The sequence below is a fragment of the Flavobacteriaceae bacterium genome (assembly GCA_014075215.1).
Lineage (GTDB): Bacteria > Bacteroidota > Bacteroidia > Flavobacteriales > Flavobacteriaceae > Polaribacter.
On sequence record CP046177.1, the window covers coordinates 1,867,563 to 1,884,429 of the forward strand.

The window sequence follows — 16,867 nt, forward strand, 5'->3', positions numbered from 1 at the left end:
CGTATTGAAATTGATTTGACTTCAAATTTCTTCCTTCTCTAAAATTTTAAATCCTCAAAACCACTAGGTTATTCCGATTGAAAATGTTCTTCGGGCGTCGAACTTTTTTGCCAAATCAATACTACAAAGATCTTTTTTGTTTAAACCCGAATAAAAATACGGAAAATAAAATTTTATTTTTTCAATTATTCACCTAATCTAATTTCAGGCTTTTAACCTCCTGTTCAACCAAAGAATAAATCAAAAAACAATTAACTAATTCCTAATTTTTTATGTGTACTGCGGATGGCCTTTTCGTTTTTCCAATCGATCCATTTTTGCCCTTTCCATGAACGCATGATATTATCAAAAGTTCTCATAACCACTAGATTATAAATAGCTTTTGAAAAATTTCCAGGGTTCCTTGCTATCGCTCGTAAACTCATGGAAAACCCGGGTGTAATGTATTGCATATAGTGCCAATATCCCTCCGGCATGTATAGGGTATTGCCATGTTCCAGATTTGTGACATAGCCTTTTGCTAATTTTAATGCGGGCCATTTTTCAAGATCCGGATTAGAGAAATCTATATCTTCCCTTGTAATTAACGAATTGGGTATTTTATATAAGTATTTTCGTTGGCTTTGATCAAAAAGTATGCATTGTTTTCTTCCTTCGAAATGAAAGTGAAAAATATTTGCCAGATCAATATCATAATGCATAAATGTATATGAATCTTTACCTCCGAAGAACAACATCGGTAGCCGTTTCATTAATCTCAAGCCAAAATCCGGATATGAAAAGTCTTTTTGTAATACGGGAACTTCTTTAAGTACATTCCATAAAAAAATTCGGAACTTAGTAGGTTCTTTCTTTAGTAGACCTATATACTCACTCATTTTCATTACGGCATGAGGTTCATTAAACCCATCTTTATAATCTACCGGTCTGTCATCATATAAAGGAACTTTCTTATCTCCTGCAACTTCCTTCATATAATCTAAATTCCATTTTTTATAAGCAGGCCAATCTTCTATAAATTCCTCAATAACTACAGGCTTTTGAGGTTTGAAATACTTCTTTAAAAAATCCTTTTTAGAGATCGTTTTTACTCTATCTATTTGAGATAAATTTAAGCCCATTATTCATCTGTTAAATCAAATTGAGATTAAAAATCTTTACGATATCTATTGAACTCAAAATGATTATATTTTTAACTTTTGCTTTGCTACTTCATTTCTTTCAATGATATACTTAGGTCTTGACCATTTGGGTTTTTCGCCCAGAGGTTTGAATTTGGCATCTTTGGCTTCTATGGTTTTAGGCTGCATTTTCTTTACAAAAGGTTTCTGGGGAGTTAATCCCAGTAACTTAAACATTTCCATATCCTGATTGACATCAGGGTTTGGAGTTGTTAATAATTTATCTCCTGCAAAAATTGAATTTGCTCCTGCAAAAAAACACAATGCCTGACCTTCTCTGGTCATTTCTGTTCTTCCTGCAGATAACCGGACTTGCGTTTTTGGCATCACAATTCTCGTAGTGGCTGCCATACGGACCATCTCCCAAATTTCAACGGGCTGTTGGTCCTCTAAAGGAGTACCTTCTACAGCAACCAGTGCATTAATGGGAACCGATTCCGGTTGAGGATTTAAAGTAGATAAAGCAACTAACATTCCTACTCTGTCTTCTACTTTTTCTCCCATCCCGATAATTCCCCCCGAACAAACGGTTACATTTGTTTTGCGAACGTTGTCAATTGTTTTTAAACGATCTTCAAAACCGCGTGTAGAGATGACTTCCTTATAATATTCTTCGGAAGAATCCAAATTATGATTGTAAGCATACAACCCCGCTTCGGCTAACCGATGCGCTTGATTTTCAGTGAGCATACCAAGAGTACAGCAAACCTCCATATCCAGTTTATTAATGGTTCTGACCATCTCTAAGACCTGGTCAAATTCTGCCCCGTCTTTTACATTTCTCCAAGCGGCTCCCATACAAACCCTGGAACTTCCGGAAGCTTTGGCCCTCAAGGCCTGTGCTTTTACCTGAGAGACTGTCATCAAATCATTACCTTCTATCGCTGTATGATATCTTGCTGCTTGCGGACAATAACCACAATCTTCAGGACACCCTCCTGTTTTGATAGACAGTAAGGTAGCTACTTGTACTATATTAGGATCGTGGTGTTCTCTATGAACGGTAGCTGCGTCATATAATAACTCCATCAAAGGTCTATGATATATATCCAGAATATCTTCTCGAGTCCAATTATGTTTGGTAATACCCATACTATTTAAAGTAATTTAATACGCCAAAAATAAAAAATTCCATTATGATAGCACGATTTTTCATTTGATAAATATAGTTATACCAAAAATGTTTACATTTTAGGCAACAATAAAGACAACAAACCCCGGAAAGCTCCCGGAATATTTAGGGCTTTCAAAAAAGGGATGACCATTTCAATAGCTAAAAAATCTATCCTAAATAGGTCATCAAAATCTTGCTTCTGGATGTATGTTTTAATCGTCTGATGGCTTTTTCTTTTATCTGACGAACGCGCTCACGTGTTAGATCGAAAGTTTCACCAATTTCTTCTAAGGTCATCGGTTGATGCTCTCCCAGACCGAAATATAATTTCACAACATCAGCTTCGCGAGGAGTTAAAGTTTCTAATGCCCGGTTAATTTCTATACGAAGCGATTCATGTAATAAGGTTTTATCCGGATTTGGAGACTCCCCCGAGTTTAATACATCATATAAATTAGAATCTTCACCTTCGATTAACGGTGCATCCATAGATACATGACGACCGGAGTTTTTCATTGATTCTTTTACGTCATTTACCGTCATATCTAATTTCTTAGCAATTTCTTCTGCACTTGGAGGGCGCTCATTTTCTTGCTCTAAGAAAGCATACATTTTATTGATCTTATTGATAGAGCCGATTTTGTTCAATGGCAAACGTACGATACGGGACTGCTCTGCCAATGCCTGTAAGATAGATTGACGGATCCACCATACTGCGTAGGAAATAAATTTAAACCCTCTTGTCTCATCAAAACGTTTTGCGGCTTTTATTAACCCTAAGTTACCTTCATTGATTAAATCAGGCAATGTGAGCCCCTGGTTTTGATATTGTTTGGCAACAGATACCACAAAACGCAGGTTTGCTTTTGTTAATTTTTCCAAAGCTCTTTGATTTCCGGCTTTTATTAATTGAGCTAACTCTACTTCTTCATCAGCAGTAATTAAATCTACCTTTCCTATTTCTTGTAAATACTTGTCTAATGACGCGGTTTCTCTATTCGTAACTTGCTTTGTAATTTTAAGCTGTCTCATCTGGTATATCCGTATGTATTTTTACTTATTATAATGTGTTGCTTATGTTAGTATACGCAGATGAGATGTTAAATGTTACAAAAAGAATGGTAAATATGATACTTTTTTTAAATACGTTTATTTAAAACAATCCATTTATTTGAGCATCTATCCGATCAATGATATAGCCTAGATCCTCTTGATTTTCTACGAAATCTATACCGTCAACGTCTATAATCAGGAGCTTTCCTTTTTTATAGGTTGTGATCCAGGCTTCGTAGCGTTCGTTTAACCGACTTAAGTAATCAATACTAATGGAGTTTTCATAATCTCTGCCTCGTTTGTGAATTTGATCGACTAACGTAGCTATATTAGCACGCAGATAAATTAACAGATCCGGAGGAGTTACCAATTTTTCCATTAATTCGAATAACGAACTGTAATTATTAAAATCCCGATTCGTCATCAAACCCATAGCGTGTAGGTTGGGTGCAAAAATATAAGCATCCTCGTATATGGTTCTATCCTGAATAAGATTTTTATCAGATTGCCTGAGTTCTAAAATTTGACGGAAACGGCTGTTTAGAAAATACACCTGTAAGTTAAAAGACCAACGCTCCATTTCTGCATAGAAATCATCTAAATAAGGATTTTCATCAGCAGACTCGTAATGAGGCTTCCATTTGTAATGCCTTGCTAATAACTTTGTCAAAGTTGTCTTTCCGGCACCGATGTTTCCTGCAATAGCTACATGCATATCTTTGTTAATAGAATAAGAAAAACAAAGGTATACAATTTTTATAATAAGCAGTATCCTAAACAGTTAGTTTGTATCCAAACCCCCTGACATTCAGAATCTGAATTTTAGGGTCTTTGCTTAATTTTTTTCTGAGTTTGCTAATAAATACATCCATACTTCTGGCATTGAAGAAGTCATTATCTCCCCATAGTTTTTTTAGTATAAAAACTCTGTCTAAGATTTCATTTTTCTTTTGATATAGATGCAGTAAGAGCTCAGATTCTCTGTGTGTTAATGTTATGTGTTCATTATGATAGATGAGGAGTTGTTTGGTGTAATTAAAAATATAAGCCCCGATTACCAAACGAGTAGTATTTTTTTTCACCTCCGTTCTATCCAATAAAGCCTTTATTCTAACGATGAGTTCCTCCATAGAAAAAGGTTTTTTCAAATAATCATTACCTCCTATATGAAAACCTTCTAAGACATCTTTTGTTTGCGATTTGGCAGTTAAAAATAAAATAGGGATTATCTTATTTTCATGCCTTACTTCTTTTGCGAATGTAAACCCATCTTTCTTAGGCATCATCACATCTAAAACCAGAATATCCGGTTGTTTTTCCTGATACATTTCATACGCAGCCTCTCCGTCAACAGCTAATACCACTTCAAATCCTCTTGTTTCCAGACTTTCTTTAATAATTTGCCCAAGACTGGGTTCATCTTCTGCCAGTAAAACAGTTATTGTATTATTCATTTGGCAGTGTTATTTTAAAGATAGTCTTTTGTTTTTTTACCGAAAGAATAATATTACCATGATGTTTTTCTACAATTTTTTTGGTATAATACAGCCCAATACCAAAACCTTTAATATCATGCGTATTCCCTTTAGGGATTCTATAAAATTTATCAAATATTTTTTCCTGTTGATTTTTTTCGATACCTCCTCCATTATCGGTTACTGTAATCTCAATGTTATTTAATTTGGGACGGATAGTAACATGTACGACATCTCCTCCATATTTGACTGCATTGTCAATTAGGTTTGAGATAGCATTCTCCATATGAAAAGCATCTATGTATACATAAAAAGATGCTATGTCGGGAGTGAAATGAATCTCTTTATGGGAATCAATAAGGGTGTGTTTGGCAATGGCTTTCCTAATTAATGCTACTATATTTACATTTTCTTTTTTTAATAGTAAGCTTTCGGAGTCTAAAGTTGCAGTCTCCAACAATTTTTCAACCATTTGATGTAGTTTTTTCAATTGCACCGAAGACATTGTCAGATATTGTTTTGTTTTCTTTTTATCGTCAATTACATTGAAATTCTCGATGGCTTCAATGGCTGTAGCCACTGTCGCGATAGGTGTTTTAAATTCATGTGTGATATTACTAATTAGATCATTCTTTATTTCTGCCAGTTGCTTTTGAGTTTTAATAATTCTCAATAAATAGAATAAACTCAAAATAACTGTTAATGAAAGGATAAGAGAAATAATAATTCCGGTAGAACTTCTTTTTAGAGCCTCATAAGAAGGATGGTCATAAAACACTAAGAGTTCTTCATCGGGTTTCAGATAGGTAGATTTGGCTGTTTTGCTTAATAAAAGCTTCTTAATTAACGTAGGTTTTTTAGTAACCAGAGAATCTTTTCTGAAAAATTCAAAATAATAATTACTCTTTATATCGTTGTTTTTTAATTGCTTAAGAAAAAGAGAATCTAAACGTTTGATGTCTAGAGTATCTGTCTCAAAAGCAATATATGCTGTTTGCAGACCCTTAATCAATTTTAAACTATCGGATACTTTTTTACCGGTATATACCCTGACAGATTCGTTAAAATGAGATGAATCTGTATGACTACTCTTCATGCGGTTTTTTAAACTCAAATCTATTTGTAAAAGCGAGTCAAAAACACCGGACATTTTCTTAAATTCATCTTTGTTATTTGTTTTTATCTCGATGGAATTGATTTTAATTTTTGTTTTTGTTTTTCTTTTTTTATTGTTTGTATCCTTACCTATCCAAAGATCTTTGAATAAAGAATTGGGTTTTATTGAATCTCCACTTATGCTTGCAGCACTGACAATTGCAAAGAAATTTTCTTTAGATAAAGAACTGTAATATTCTTCTATTGCATTATCCAGGCTGATTTGAATTTCATTGGAAATGCGAGTTTTATGGTCCAGGTAATTTTTATAATTCCAATATAACTGAACGGTAACAGTAATGATTATTGTAATAGTGATTAAATATAAAATCCAATTAAATTTCTTAGTATTCATGAATTGACAAAAGTAAGCAGTTATATAGTATTATAACCATTGCTTAACACTTGTTAACACTCATTAACGCTGCTTAAAGAAAAAGTATACCATATTTGCAATAGAAAGATTTAAAAACCAAAATGAGATGAGAACGTTAGTTATGGGTATTTGCCTGGTAGTATTTGCAACAGGTTTTTCACAAACTCAAAAATTAAATACGGAAACCATTGCAACGGTAAATTCATTAACATTTTCAGTGGACAGTGTTGAAGAACTGGAAACTATTAATTGGAAAGATGTTAAGGAGGTATTAAGGAAAATAACCCCGAAGCAACATTTTCTCTTGAAATCCGCTTTACTACAAAGTCCGATATAAAAAAGGGAAGCTGTAATGTAAGTGTTACGATCAATGATACTTCCGAACAGTACAAATCGATCATTACAAGAGCTGAGAAAGCTGTTAACATTATAAAAAAAATGAGTTCAATATCTAATAACATACATAATTAAAGATGAGAGCACTCGTAAGAATAGTAGTTTTAATACTAACGATAACAGTAAATGCCCAGGAATTTTCCGGAAAAGCAATTTACAAGACCCATAGAAAAACGAATATCAAAATAGGAGGAGAACAAAGTCGCATGACTCCCGAAATGGAGAAACAACTTCAGGAGCGTATGAAAAAAATGTTTCAAAAAACATTTGTCCTGAACTTTAACCGAACAGAATCTACCTATAAAGAAGATGTAAAGTTATCTTCTCCTGCTCCTCAAGCCGGCAGCGGAGGTATAATGGTGATGAGTATTGGTGGCGGTGGCGGCTTTGATATCCTGTATAAAAATATGAAAGAGCAGCGTTTTTCTAATAAGACTGACCTGATGGGAAAGTTATTTTTGGTAAAAGATTCATTAAGAGCATATGACTGGAAAATGACAGGAGAGACAAAAAATATTGGAAAATATACCTGTTACAAAGCAACTTATGAAAGAGAGGAAGAAAATATTACGATGTCCGTAGAAGACGGAGAAATGAAAGAAATCACAAAGAAAGAAAAAGTAGTAACTACAGCGTGGTATACACCGGAGGTTCCTATTAGCAACGGACCTAAAAATTATGACGGTTTACCAGGGTTAATTTTAGAAATAAATGATGGGGATTTGACGATTGTTTGCACCGAAATTATATTAAACCCAAAGGATACGATTGAAATTAAAGAACCCGTTAAGGGTAAGCAAGTAGACAGTGAAACATTTGAAAAAATCTCCAGGGAAAAGTCCAAGGAAATGATGGAAAGGTTTCGATCTAAAAGAGGAGATGGAAATGGAATTCAAATAAGAATCGGGGGTTAATTTTTAAATAACCTCAAATTAGATAGTTTTAGGTTTCAAATAACGCTCTTAAAAAACATCGGAGAAATAGCACTTTTTTTAAACAATGAAAGCTGATTCATTTTTAAAACTCGTTTAAACTTTTAGTTTTTTTTTAAGTCTTATTATTTTTATTCGCAATACTTTTGTGAAAACTAAAAAATCAACAAACATGAAACGAGTTGGCCTATTATTACTGTTACTGCTATCGGGAGTAACGTTTTCTCAAAACAAATTTCAAGGAAAAGCGGTTTATATCTCTAAAACAACGATAGACATGAGTGTCTGGGGCAATCAAATTTCCGAGCAAAGAAAGCAGCAAATCAAAGAGCAAATGAAAAACTTTCTGGAAAAAACATTCATATTGAATTTTACACAGTCGGAATCTACCTATAAAGAAGATGCAAAACTGGAAGTTCCAACAGCAGGAGGAGGAAGAGGGTTTAGAGGATTTGGAGGATTTTCAAGCGGAGTTATTTACAAAAACACCAAAGAAGGTAATCTGATTGAAGCAACAGAATTTTTTGAAAAAAAATTTTTAATTAAAGAAAAACCGGAATTACCGCAATGGGAGCTAGGTTCGGAAACCAAGAAGATTGGAAAATATACCTGTTATAAAGCGACGATGACAAAAGTGAATAACGATTTTGACTGGACAGTTTTTAGAAGAAAACCCAACCAAAAGAAAGATTCCTCGAATGCTAAGAAAAAAGATGCTGTAAGAACCACATTTGTAACAGCGTGGTATACACCGGAAATTCCTATAAGTAATGGTCCGGATGATTTTGGAGGACTACCGGGATTAATTCTGGAAATAAATGCAGGCAGAACGACTATGCTATGTACGGAAGTTGTCTTGAACCCTGCCGAAAAAGTAGTTATAAAAACACCTGTAAAAGGCGAAGAAGTCACCAGAGAAGAATACAATAAAATCATAAAAGAAAAGACAGAAGAAATGCGTGAACGCTTCAGAGGCAGAGGAGGTAAAGGTCGTGGTCGCGGCAGATCATAAGATGTATAATGAACAAATAACATGAAAAAAATAATATGGATAACCTTTTTGTTGATAACGGGGATGTCCGGTGCTCAAGTAAAGCTAACAGGTGTAGTTAAAGACAGTATCGGAAACCCTTTGGAGATGGCAAATGTAGTTGCCATAGATACGGTAGCTAAAAGAATTGCTTCCTATGGATTTACGGATGTTAAAGGAAATTATAAACTGAGCTTGAAAAAGCATACGGTTTATAACTTAAAAATTAGCTATATAGGTTTAAAAACAGCAGATTTTATTCTTACAACTAAGGAAGAAGCAATGGTTAAAGATGTAACGCTTCAATACGACAATATTTTGGATGAAATTACCATTGTGTCTAAAATGCCGGTAACCATTAAAGGAGATACCATTGTATACAATGCGGATTCTTTTAAAAATGGTACCGAACGAAAATTAGAAGATGTGCTGAAAAAAATACCGGGTGTTGAGATAAATGATGACGGAGAGGTAGAAGTTGAAGGAAAAAGAGTGGAAAAAGTAATGGTAGAAGGGAAAGATTTTTTTGACGGAGATTCTAAACTGGCTACCAAAAATATTCCCTCTAATGCCGTAGATAAAATCCAGGTGCTAAGAAATTACGGAGAAGTAAATCAGTTAAGAGGGGTACAGAATAACCAGGACAGAATTGCGTTAAACATTAAATTAAAAGAAGGAAAAAAGAACTTTTGGTTTGGAGAGGTGACAGCCGGTGGCGGAAGAGCTCCTGATAAATCGTTATACCTGGTACAACCAAAATTATTTTATTATAGCCCGAAATATAGTTTAAACGTTATTGGAGATCTGAATAATATCGGTGAAGTTGCCTTTACACGTAGAGATTATTTTAATTTTACAGGTGGTTTTAGAAGGCCCAGTATAAGAAGCGGGACAAATATAAGTTTAGGGAATAACAGCCTGAGTTTCCTTACAGCTAATACCAATAATGTCAAAGAAATAGAAACTCGGTTCGGAGCCCTAAACTTTAGCTATGCACCTAAAAAGACATTAGACCTGAGCGGTTTTGCTATTTTTTCCGGCAATGAAACAACACTTCAGCAAAATTCGACTCAAGATTATGCAGATAATACAAGAGATTTTACCCAAAATGTAACCACCCAAAAAAGCGACTTGGGATTATTTAAGTTTAGTACAAGATATAAACCGAATATAAATAATCAGTTGGATTATGATGTGCTGGGAAGGGTTTCAAAAGAAACACAACGCCAGGGAGTAAACTCCTTAATACTGGATGATATCAATCAGTTTGAAGAAACCACACCCTACAGCATTAATCAAAATTTGAATTACTATTATACGCTGAATGACAGCAATATTTTTGCTTTGGAAGCACAAAGTTTAATTCAGGACGAAGACCCTTTTTACAATGCTGTTTTGGAAAATAACCCCGCAATTGCAACGGACCCTTATGACAATACGGCTAATGCTTTAGGGTTGAATACTAACCAGTTAGCATATAATATCGGTCAAAATAAAAGAGTAAAATCCAATCAACTGGATGCTAAGATTGATTATTGGAATATTTTAAATGCAAAGAGCAATCTCAATTTTACCATAGGAACCATCTACAGTAAACAAGATTTTAATACCGCTATTTTTCAAAATTTAGATAACGGAACTATTTTTAACCCGACTCCTGATGCCGTAAGAACCGGTTTAACGAATCCATCCAATACGAATAATACGGAATATACCTTTAGTGATGTGTATTTAGGAGTACGTTATCAACTGAAATCAGGTATTTTCACTTTTACCCCGGGAATCTCTTTCCATGCATATAATGCGGAGAATAATCAATTTAACAGTGAAGTTTTTGAAGATAAATTTCAAAGAGTACTGCCGGATTTTAATATGAGGATTCAGTTAAAGCAAAGCGAGAATATTTCGTTTAACTATGCTATGCAAACACAATTTACAGATGTAAATCAGATTGCCCGGGGAATTGTTTTAAATAATTACAATACCCTTTTTTCAGGTAATCCGGCATTGGAAAGTGCAATTTCTCATAATTTAAACCTGTCGTATTTCAGCTTTAGCCTGTTTAATTATACCAATGTTTTTGCATTTATAAACTATTCAAAAACCATTGATCAGATAAGAACAGATGTAAATTTTGAGCCGGGCAGTGTGGTTTCCATAAGATCAACACTTAACTCACCCTTTGAAGATGAAACCCTTACGGCCAGCGGACGTTGGCAAAAAACATTTCGTAAATACAGAGCATCCTTCAGGGCGACATTAAATTATTCAAAATTCAATCAGTTTTTAAATGGAGCTGCAAATACTAATGAGGCCTTTACACAGACATATACTACTGAATTCGGCACTAATTTCAGAAAAGCACCTAATGTTGAAATAAACTATAGGCTAACGGTTCAGGATCAGGAAAACAGTTCCAGAACAGGAGGGGCTACCAAGGCATATACACATAGTCCTTCCATAGAGTTTGATGCGTATATATGGGATTCCGTTACTTTTAGAACAGATTACTCATACAATGTGGTTACCAGAGACGGATCCAGAATTGACAGTTATGATTTTTTAAATGCAACATTGTCGTACAGAAAAAATAAAGATGCCAAATGGGAATACGAAATAAAAGCGACCAACTTATTGGATACAAAATCCCGTATAAATGCATCTCAAAACAATGTATTGTTTAGTATAAATGAGGTTTTTATACAGCCCAGGTTCATAAGTTTAAGATTGCGATATCAACTGTAATTGTTTAATGATACTAATTGAGACCTTTGCAGAATTGATTTGGCAAAAAAGTTCGACACCCGAAGGAAATTTTAAACTGGAATAACCTGGCAGTTTTGAGGATTTAAAAATTTTCGAGAAGAAAGAAATTTGAAGCCAAATCAATTTCAATACAGAATATATCTCTATTCTGCAAAGGTCTCCTATTATTATCAAAGGAAAAATTGCCTGCAGATTACTTTACAGACAGTTCCTTTTTATTACTTTTACGAATGACAAATTAACTTTTAATTATGATGATAAAAAACATCCACTCTTATTGGGCATATATAGCTTTATTTCTATTAATTTTTGCTGTTTTTAATGCTATTCTCGCGTTTAAAAATAAAAAAACGTTTACTGATAAAGATCTAAGAGTTGGACTCTTCACCTTGATTGTTTATCATATTCAACTGTTAATTGGGTTGGGTTGGTATTTTATGAGTCCCTGGTACAAAGCTTTTAAGGCAAATGGAGGCGAAGTGATGAAAGACTCGGAATCAAGACTCTTAGCTTTAGAACACCCGTTAATGATGTTGATTGCTGTCGTTTTAATAACGATAGGTTGGTCGAGACATAAGAAAAAAACAGAAGATAGTGCCAAATTTAAAACATTTATAATTTTTTATGGGCTGGCACTAGTTCTTATTTTGATTAAAATTCCCTGGAGTAATTGGTTTAACTAGGTAGCAACTACAACTTTTTTTCATTATATTTATTTAGATGAAATTACTTAGTTATATACTGTCTCCTATTTTCGGGATTGCTTTCTTTTTAATTTTATTACTATTTCATCCTATTCAGTGGATTTCCTTAAAAATAGGATACTCCGCACATAAATTTGTGGTAGATATCCTAGGTTGGTTTTTAGCAAAATCTTTATTAATTCTGGGAAATACGATTCATTTTACAAAGCATTATGAAATTCCTAAAAATACCACGATTATTTTTGTTGCTAACCATCAGAGTTTATTTGATATTCCTCCAATGGTTTGGTGGTTGAGAAAACATCATCCAAAATTTGTTTCTAAAATAGAATTGGGTAGAGGCATTCCAAGTATTTCTTTTAATCTAAGACATGGTGGCGGGGCACTTATTGATAGAAAAGATGCCAGACAATCGTTGGAAGCACTAAGTGATTTTGCACAAAGAATGAAAAAAAATGTGTGGTCTTCTATTATTTTTCCGGAAGGTACAAGAAGTAGGGATGGAAAACCAAAACTTTTTTCTTTTAATGGATTGAAAATGATGATCAAACATAATCCTGAAGCGTATATTGTTCCTATTACCATAAATAATTCATGGAAAATATTCGATTATGGTAAATTCCCTTTACATCTTTTTACGAGGATTACACTGGAAACACATGAACCCGTCTTTTTAAAAAACCGAGATGTAGACGAGGTTTTAGCAGTAGTTGAAAGAAAAATAAAAGAACATATTATTGTAGCATCGTAAAAGTCTCTTTATCATTTAAAAAATTTAACTTTTCTCTCGCCTTTTCTTGTCGAGTTTTATTGAGTGTTACTATAAATACATCTTCTACATTCGGTATGGTTTTATACATTTTTTCTCCTAAAAAATCGTACACTCCGGAATGACCCGGGTATTCATGTTGATGCATATCTTTACCTGTTCTGTTTACTCCAATAGCATATGACATATTTTCTATTGCTCTGGCTTGTAATAGGATATTCCATGCATGTATTCTGGCAGACGGCCAATTAGCAACATATATTAAAACATCATAGTTTTCTATATTTCTGTTCCAAACAGGGAAACGTAAATCATAGCAAATAAAAGGGCAAATTTTCCATCCCTTATAAGAAACAATTAATTTTTTAGTACCAGATTTATAAGGTATATTTTCTCCTGCTAAAGTGAAAAGATGCTTTTTATTATACGTTTCAATTTTCCCGTTTGGGTGTATAAATAATAATCTGTTATAATAATTGTTATTTTCTTTAATAGCAATACTTCCAACAATTGCAACGGTATTGGAAACCGCTTTTTCCTGCATCCAGAAAACCGTCTCTCCTTGCATGCTTTCAGCGACATTTATCGGTTGCATTGTAAATCCTGTGTTAAACATTTCAGGTAAAATAACCAGTTCTACGTTCTCATTTAAGTTGTCAATCAGATTCCCAAAATGATTTAGGTTAGCAGTAGGATTTTCCCAAAATAACGCTGTTTGAATTCCGGCAATTGTTAAGGTATTTTGCATCGTCCTATTTTTATACAATGAGACCTTTTGCAAAATAAGAATATCTTCTGTATTTGTGTTGATTTGACTTCAAATTTCATATAGGTTTTTTGAGGAAAGCTATTGTATAGCTATTATCTTAGTACTGAGCTGATAATGTTGTAGTACCTGTATATACTCCCGGAGTACTTGGAGATGAATCATCCTGACCTACTACTTTAATGTTTCCACCTAAACTTAACTTTAACTCTCCACTACTATTTAATGAAGTAGTCATCGCTGCTGCTGTTAACTGAATTGCAGTACTTGGAGTTCCTTTTATCGTAACGGTACTTACTGTTGGAGAACCTTCGAAATCTGTCTGTGCTCCGTCTGCTGTTGTAGCTGTTGAAGTAGCCGCAGAATACATGCTACCATCTCCTTGTACATGATAGTAACGGTTACCTGTAGCAGGAATGGCTACTTTTTGAAAATCTAGTAAAGTACCGGACACAGTCAATGGAATTACTAATTCTGCTTCCACATTCATGGTTCCGCTTCCAGAAAACACCTGACCAAATGAAGTCATACTTACACATCCAAATACGATGGCTACTAATACATTTAATTTTTTCATGATATATAAAATTTTAAAGTTATGTTGCAAATCTCGGATCAAGCAAAAAGTTTGTGGAGTAGGTTAATTTTTTAGAGTTTTGGTTTAAAAACTCAAATGCATACACAAGAGCTCCTGAAGCATTTTTTACCCGAAGGTATTTTAGATTACTTTGAACTTAAAGAGGTAAAAGATTCAACGAACAAACTTACTTTGGTTTTAGAAGAAAAACCTATACAACCAGATGAGTTATCTCATCGTAAATTACATTCCAAAGGATTTTACCCAGTAGTAGATATTCAAGATTTTCCAGTACGTAACAAGGCTTGTTTTTTACAAGTAAAACGTAGACGATGGTTATGTTGATACCTCAGAAGTATTCTCAAGAGATTGGAATTTGGTAGCAAAGGGAACTCGAATGACAGAAGAGTTCTCTCTTTTTTTAAAGAGGCTTGTTAGATAGTATTCCAGTAAGTTGTAAAAGTTTATCTACCTACTATCACCTTAACGGCAAGCGATTAGAAGAACAATATCGCAATCATTTAAGTAACTTTTTGACTTGGGATCAATTAGCTCATGCCGACCAATGGCTGCTTTTTAAGAAGAATATAGGAACTCATTTAAGTATTGATGAAGTAGCACTTACTCAAGGCGAGCTCTATACAGTGATTACCAACAAAGCAGGTAAAGGAAAACGAGGCAGTTTAGTAGCCATAGTAGCTACCACACAAAGTGAACGAGTCATAGAAGTGTTAAGGAAAATTCCAAGTAAAGACCGATATTTAGTAGAAGAAATCACTTTGGATATGGCACCTACTATGGAAAAGATTGCTAAAAAAGCCTTTCCTAAAGCTACTCAGGTCACAGACCGATTTCATGTACAAAAACGAGCTTATGATGCCTTGCAAGAAATTCGAATACAGTATAGATGGAAAACCATAGAACAAGAAAATAATGAAATAGCATTGGCTAAAGAAACAGGAAAAAACTTTAAACCGAATATCCTTGACAATGGAGATACTCCCAAACAACTACTAGCTAGAAGTAGGTATTTACTCTTTAAAGCCCCTAACAAATGGACAGCCAAACAAAAATTTAGAGCAGAATTACTCTTTGAAAGATACCCCAACTTGGAACGAGCTTATGAGCTTACTAGAGAACTGGCAACGATTTATCAAAAGACAAAAGACAAGGCGGTAGCATATACAAAACTAGCTAGATGGTATGATAAGGTAGAAAAATCAGAGTTCAGTAAAAGTTTTGGAACAGTAGCTAGATCAATACAAAGTCATTATCGAAGCATCTTAAATTTCTTTGATAATAGAAGTACCAATGCTTCTGCTGAATCTTTTAATGCTAAAATAAAAACTTTTAGACTACAATTTAGAGGCGTAAGATCTGTTCCTTTCTTCCTATTCAGACTATCTAAAATTTATGCGTAAAAATCTAAATCCCACAACTTTTTTGCTTGACCCCAAATCTCTGACGATAATCCAAATCAAAAATTCCTTTTTCTGCTAATCAACCTTTTTTATAGATCAATGGAAAAATAAAAACGATGTGTGGTTATACAGGTATAAATAAACAACAGAAGGATATCTGAAGTTTAATTTGTAAAAATAGTTCAGCATCTTTTATGTGAAAAATTAATTCTCACTAGAATTAACGTATTCTTTTTGGTATTGAACTCATTTAAACTTTTTGGATTTAAGCGAACATTAGAAGTTTTTAGATATGTTGAAAGCTTTTTTGAGTTGTATAGCAGCGCTACGGAAGGAAAAAAAGATAAAAACAGAGCTAAAAACAGCAATTTTTCAGCAAATTGAAAAAGTTTAAATGAGCTCATTATATAACTTCTTGAAATTATGTAGCGGCATTATAACGGCGTTCTACTTCATTCCAGTTAATGACATTAAAAAATGCACTGATATAATCCGGTCTTCTGTTTTGATATTTTAAATAATATGCGTGCTCCCAGACATCTAACCCTAAAATTGGAGTACCGCCACAGGCAACTCCCCGCATTAAAGGATTGTCTTGATTTGGTGTGGCACATACTTCTATCTTGCCTCCGGGATGTGCACATAACCATGCCCAACCGGACCCAAATTGAGTGGCAGCCGCATTGGAGAATTTATCTATAAAAGTATCTATCGCTCCAAATTCGGATTCAATCGCCTCTTTTAGTACTCCTGATAAAGCACCCTTGTTATCAGGGTTTATGACAGACCAAAATAAAGAGTGATTATAATATCCGCCGCCATTATTTCGTACTGCTACATTATTCATATCCGGACTTTTAAGAATCTCTTCAATTGATTTTCCTTCAAGAGCAGTGCCGGCAATTGCTCCGTTCAATTTTGTAGTATATCCCTGGTGGTGTTTGCTATGATGTATCTCCATTGTTCTTGCATCTATGTGTGGTTCCAACGCATCGTATGCATAGCCTAAAGGTGGTAATTCAAATGCCATAATATGTAATTTTTGTATGTTAATGATTTTATAATGGTAAAATTAATCATAAAAAAGAGGGTATACAAATACTTTATTTTGAGATATTCGTGTTAGGTTTATGCAGTTAAAAGTTATAAAGT

At 34.0% G+C, this 16,867-nt stretch carries 17 protein-coding genes and 1 pseudogene; 9 read left to right on the plus strand and 9 right to left on the minus strand.

Annotated elements, in window-relative coordinates; genetic code table 11:
- Nucleotides 1-251 precede the first annotated feature (251 nt).
- The 6 genes from GKR88_09220 to GKR88_09245 all read right to left on the minus strand — a co-directional run bounded on the left by GKR88_09220 (nt 252) and on the right by GKR88_09245 (nt 6,333).
- Nucleotides 252-1,121, minus strand: coding sequence for a cupin-like domain-containing protein (locus GKR88_09220; GenBank protein ID QMU64447.1), 870 nt, complete (start codon nt 1,119-1,121; stop codon nt 252-254).
- Between the two features lie 63 nt (nt 1,122-1,184).
- A complete protein-coding gene (gene bioB / locus GKR88_09225; protein QMU64448.1) occupies nt 1,185-2,273 on the minus strand; it encodes a biotin synthase BioB in 1,089 nt (362 codons plus the stop codon).
- A 190-nt stretch (nt 2,274-2,463) separates the two neighbouring features.
- Complete coding sequence (locus tag GKR88_09230) at nt 2,464-3,327, minus strand: sigma-70 family RNA polymerase sigma factor (GenBank protein ID QMU64449.1); 864 nt, start codon at nt 3,325-3,327, stop codon at nt 2,464-2,466.
- A 121-nt stretch (nt 3,328-3,448) separates the two neighbouring features.
- The gene (locus tag GKR88_09235; protein ID QMU64450.1) at nt 3,449-4,063 is read right to left on the minus strand and encodes an ATP-binding cassette domain-containing protein; all 615 of its coding nucleotides are present in this window, start codon (nt 4,061-4,063) and stop codon (nt 3,449-3,451) included.
- A gap of 58 nt (nt 4,064-4,121) precedes the next feature.
- The gene (locus GKR88_09240; protein ID QMU64451.1) at nt 4,122-4,802 is read right to left on the minus strand and encodes a response regulator; all 681 of its coding nucleotides are present in this window, start codon (nt 4,800-4,802) and stop codon (nt 4,122-4,124) included.
- Entirely contained in the window at nt 4,795-6,333 is a 1,539-nt protein-coding gene (locus GKR88_09245) for a hypothetical protein (protein ID QMU64452.1), read from the minus strand. Before GKR88_09245 ends, GKR88_09240 begins: the two co-directional genes overlap by 8 nt.
- Nucleotides 6,334-6,460: 127 nt before the next feature.
- On the opposite strand from GKR88_09245, the gene GKR88_09250 reads away from it, so the two are divergent.
- The 6 genes from GKR88_09250 (at nt 6,461) to GKR88_09275 (ending at nt 12,933) form a co-directional block, all read left to right on the plus strand.
- Nucleotides 6,461-6,691, plus strand: a complete 231-nt coding sequence (locus GKR88_09250; GenBank protein ID QMU64453.1) for a hypothetical protein — start codon at nt 6,461-6,463, stop codon at nt 6,689-6,691.
- Nucleotides 6,692-6,827: 136 nt separating this feature from the next.
- A complete protein-coding gene (locus GKR88_09255; protein ID QMU64454.1) occupies nt 6,828-7,664 on the plus strand; it encodes a GLPGLI family protein in 837 nt (278 codons plus the stop codon).
- A gap of 190 nt (nt 7,665-7,854) precedes the next feature.
- Complete coding sequence (locus GKR88_09260) at nt 7,855-8,694, plus strand: GLPGLI family protein (protein QMU64455.1); 840 nt, start codon at nt 7,855-7,857, stop codon at nt 8,692-8,694.
- Between the two features lie 21 nt (nt 8,695-8,715).
- Nucleotides 8,716-11,457, plus strand: a complete 2,742-nt coding sequence (locus GKR88_09265; GenBank protein ID QMU64456.1) for an outer membrane beta-barrel protein — start codon at nt 8,716-8,718, stop codon at nt 11,455-11,457.
- Between the two features lie 278 nt (nt 11,458-11,735).
- A complete protein-coding gene (locus GKR88_09270; GenBank protein QMU66683.1) occupies nt 11,736-12,161 on the plus strand; it encodes a hypothetical protein in 426 nt (141 codons plus the stop codon).
- Nucleotides 12,162-12,198: 37 nt separating this feature from the next.
- Nucleotides 12,199-12,933, plus strand: coding sequence for a 1-acyl-sn-glycerol-3-phosphate acyltransferase (locus tag GKR88_09275; GenBank protein ID QMU64457.1), 735 nt, complete (start codon nt 12,199-12,201; stop codon nt 12,931-12,933).
- Here GKR88_09275 and GKR88_09280 read toward each other — a convergent pair.
- Together GKR88_09280 and GKR88_09285 are read right to left on the minus strand one after the other, a co-directional pair.
- The gene (locus tag GKR88_09280) at nt 12,917-13,699 is read right to left on the minus strand and encodes a nitrilase family protein (GenBank protein QMU64458.1); all 783 of its coding nucleotides are present in this window, start codon (nt 13,697-13,699) and stop codon (nt 12,917-12,919) included. The genes GKR88_09275 and GKR88_09280 overlap by 17 nt on opposite strands.
- Nucleotides 13,700-13,817: 118 nt before the next feature.
- Nucleotides 13,818-14,294, minus strand: a complete 477-nt coding sequence (locus GKR88_09285) for a hypothetical protein (GenBank protein ID QMU64459.1) — start codon at nt 14,292-14,294, stop codon at nt 13,818-13,820.
- A 96-nt stretch (nt 14,295-14,390) separates the two neighbouring features.
- On the opposite strand from GKR88_09285, the pseudogene GKR88_09290 reads away from it, so the two are divergent.
- From GKR88_09290 to GKR88_09300, 3 genes and pseudogenes are all read left to right on the plus strand, one after another.
- Nucleotides 14,391-14,736 (plus strand): annotated as a pseudogene (locus GKR88_09290) (transposase).
- A gap of 1 nt (nt 14,737) precedes the next feature.
- Complete coding sequence (locus tag GKR88_09295; GenBank protein QMU66684.1) at nt 14,738-15,715, plus strand: DDE transposase; 978 nt, start codon at nt 14,738-14,740, stop codon at nt 15,713-15,715.
- 240 nt (nt 15,716-15,955) lie between these two features.
- Entirely contained in the window at nt 15,956-16,099 is a 144-nt protein-coding gene (locus GKR88_09300; GenBank protein ID QMU64460.1) for a hypothetical protein, read from the plus strand.
- A gap of 37 nt (nt 16,100-16,136) precedes the next feature.
- Here GKR88_09300 and GKR88_09305 read toward each other — a convergent pair whose 3' ends face one another.
- Nucleotides 16,137-16,745, minus strand: a complete 609-nt coding sequence (locus GKR88_09305) for a superoxide dismutase (protein QMU64461.1) — start codon at nt 16,743-16,745, stop codon at nt 16,137-16,139.
- Nucleotides 16,746-16,867: the final 122 nt, after the last annotated feature.

What these genes read in the sequence shown, in the direction of transcription:
- GKR88_09220 (QMU64447.1), bottom strand. Translation starts at nt 1,121, where the DNA reads ATGGGCTTAAATTTATCTCAAATAGATAGAGTAAAAACGATCTCTAAA.
- bioB (QMU64448.1), bottom strand. Translation starts at nt 2,273, where the DNA reads ATGGGTATTACCAAACATAATTGGACTCGAGAAGATATTCTGGATATA.
- GKR88_09230 (QMU64449.1), bottom strand. Translation starts at nt 3,327, where the DNA reads ATGAGACAGCTTAAAATTACAAAGCAAGTTACGAATAGAGAAACCGCG.
- GKR88_09235 (QMU64450.1), bottom strand. Translation starts at nt 4,063, where the DNA reads ATGCATGTAGCTATTGCAGGAAACATCGGTGCCGGAAAGACAACTTTG.
- GKR88_09240 (QMU64451.1), bottom strand. Translation starts at nt 4,802, where the DNA reads ATGAATAATACAATAACTGTTTTACTGGCAGAAGATGAACCCAGTCTT.
- GKR88_09245 (QMU64452.1), bottom strand. Translation starts at nt 6,333, where the DNA reads ATGAATACTAAGAAATTTAATTGGATTTTATATTTAATCACTATTACA.
- GKR88_09250 (QMU64453.1), top strand. Translation starts at nt 6,461, where the DNA reads ATGAGAACGTTAGTTATGGGTATTTGCCTGGTAGTATTTGCAACAGGT.
- GKR88_09255 (QMU64454.1), top strand. Translation starts at nt 6,828, where the DNA reads ATGAGAGCACTCGTAAGAATAGTAGTTTTAATACTAACGATAACAGTA.
- GKR88_09260 (QMU64455.1), top strand. Translation starts at nt 7,855, where the DNA reads ATGAAACGAGTTGGCCTATTATTACTGTTACTGCTATCGGGAGTAACG.
- GKR88_09265 (QMU64456.1), top strand. Translation starts at nt 8,716, where the DNA reads ATGAAAAAAATAATATGGATAACCTTTTTGTTGATAACGGGGATGTCC.
- GKR88_09275 (QMU64457.1), top strand. Translation starts at nt 12,199, where the DNA reads ATGAAATTACTTAGTTATATACTGTCTCCTATTTTCGGGATTGCTTTC.
- GKR88_09280 (QMU64458.1), bottom strand. Translation starts at nt 13,699, where the DNA reads ATGCAAAATACCTTAACAATTGCCGGAATTCAAACAGCGTTATTTTGG.
- GKR88_09285 (QMU64459.1), bottom strand. Translation starts at nt 14,294, where the DNA reads ATGAAAAAATTAAATGTATTAGTAGCCATCGTATTTGGATGTGTAAGT.
- GKR88_09305 (QMU64461.1), bottom strand. Translation starts at nt 16,745, where the DNA reads ATGGCATTTGAATTACCACCTTTAGGCTATGCATACGATGCGTTGGAA.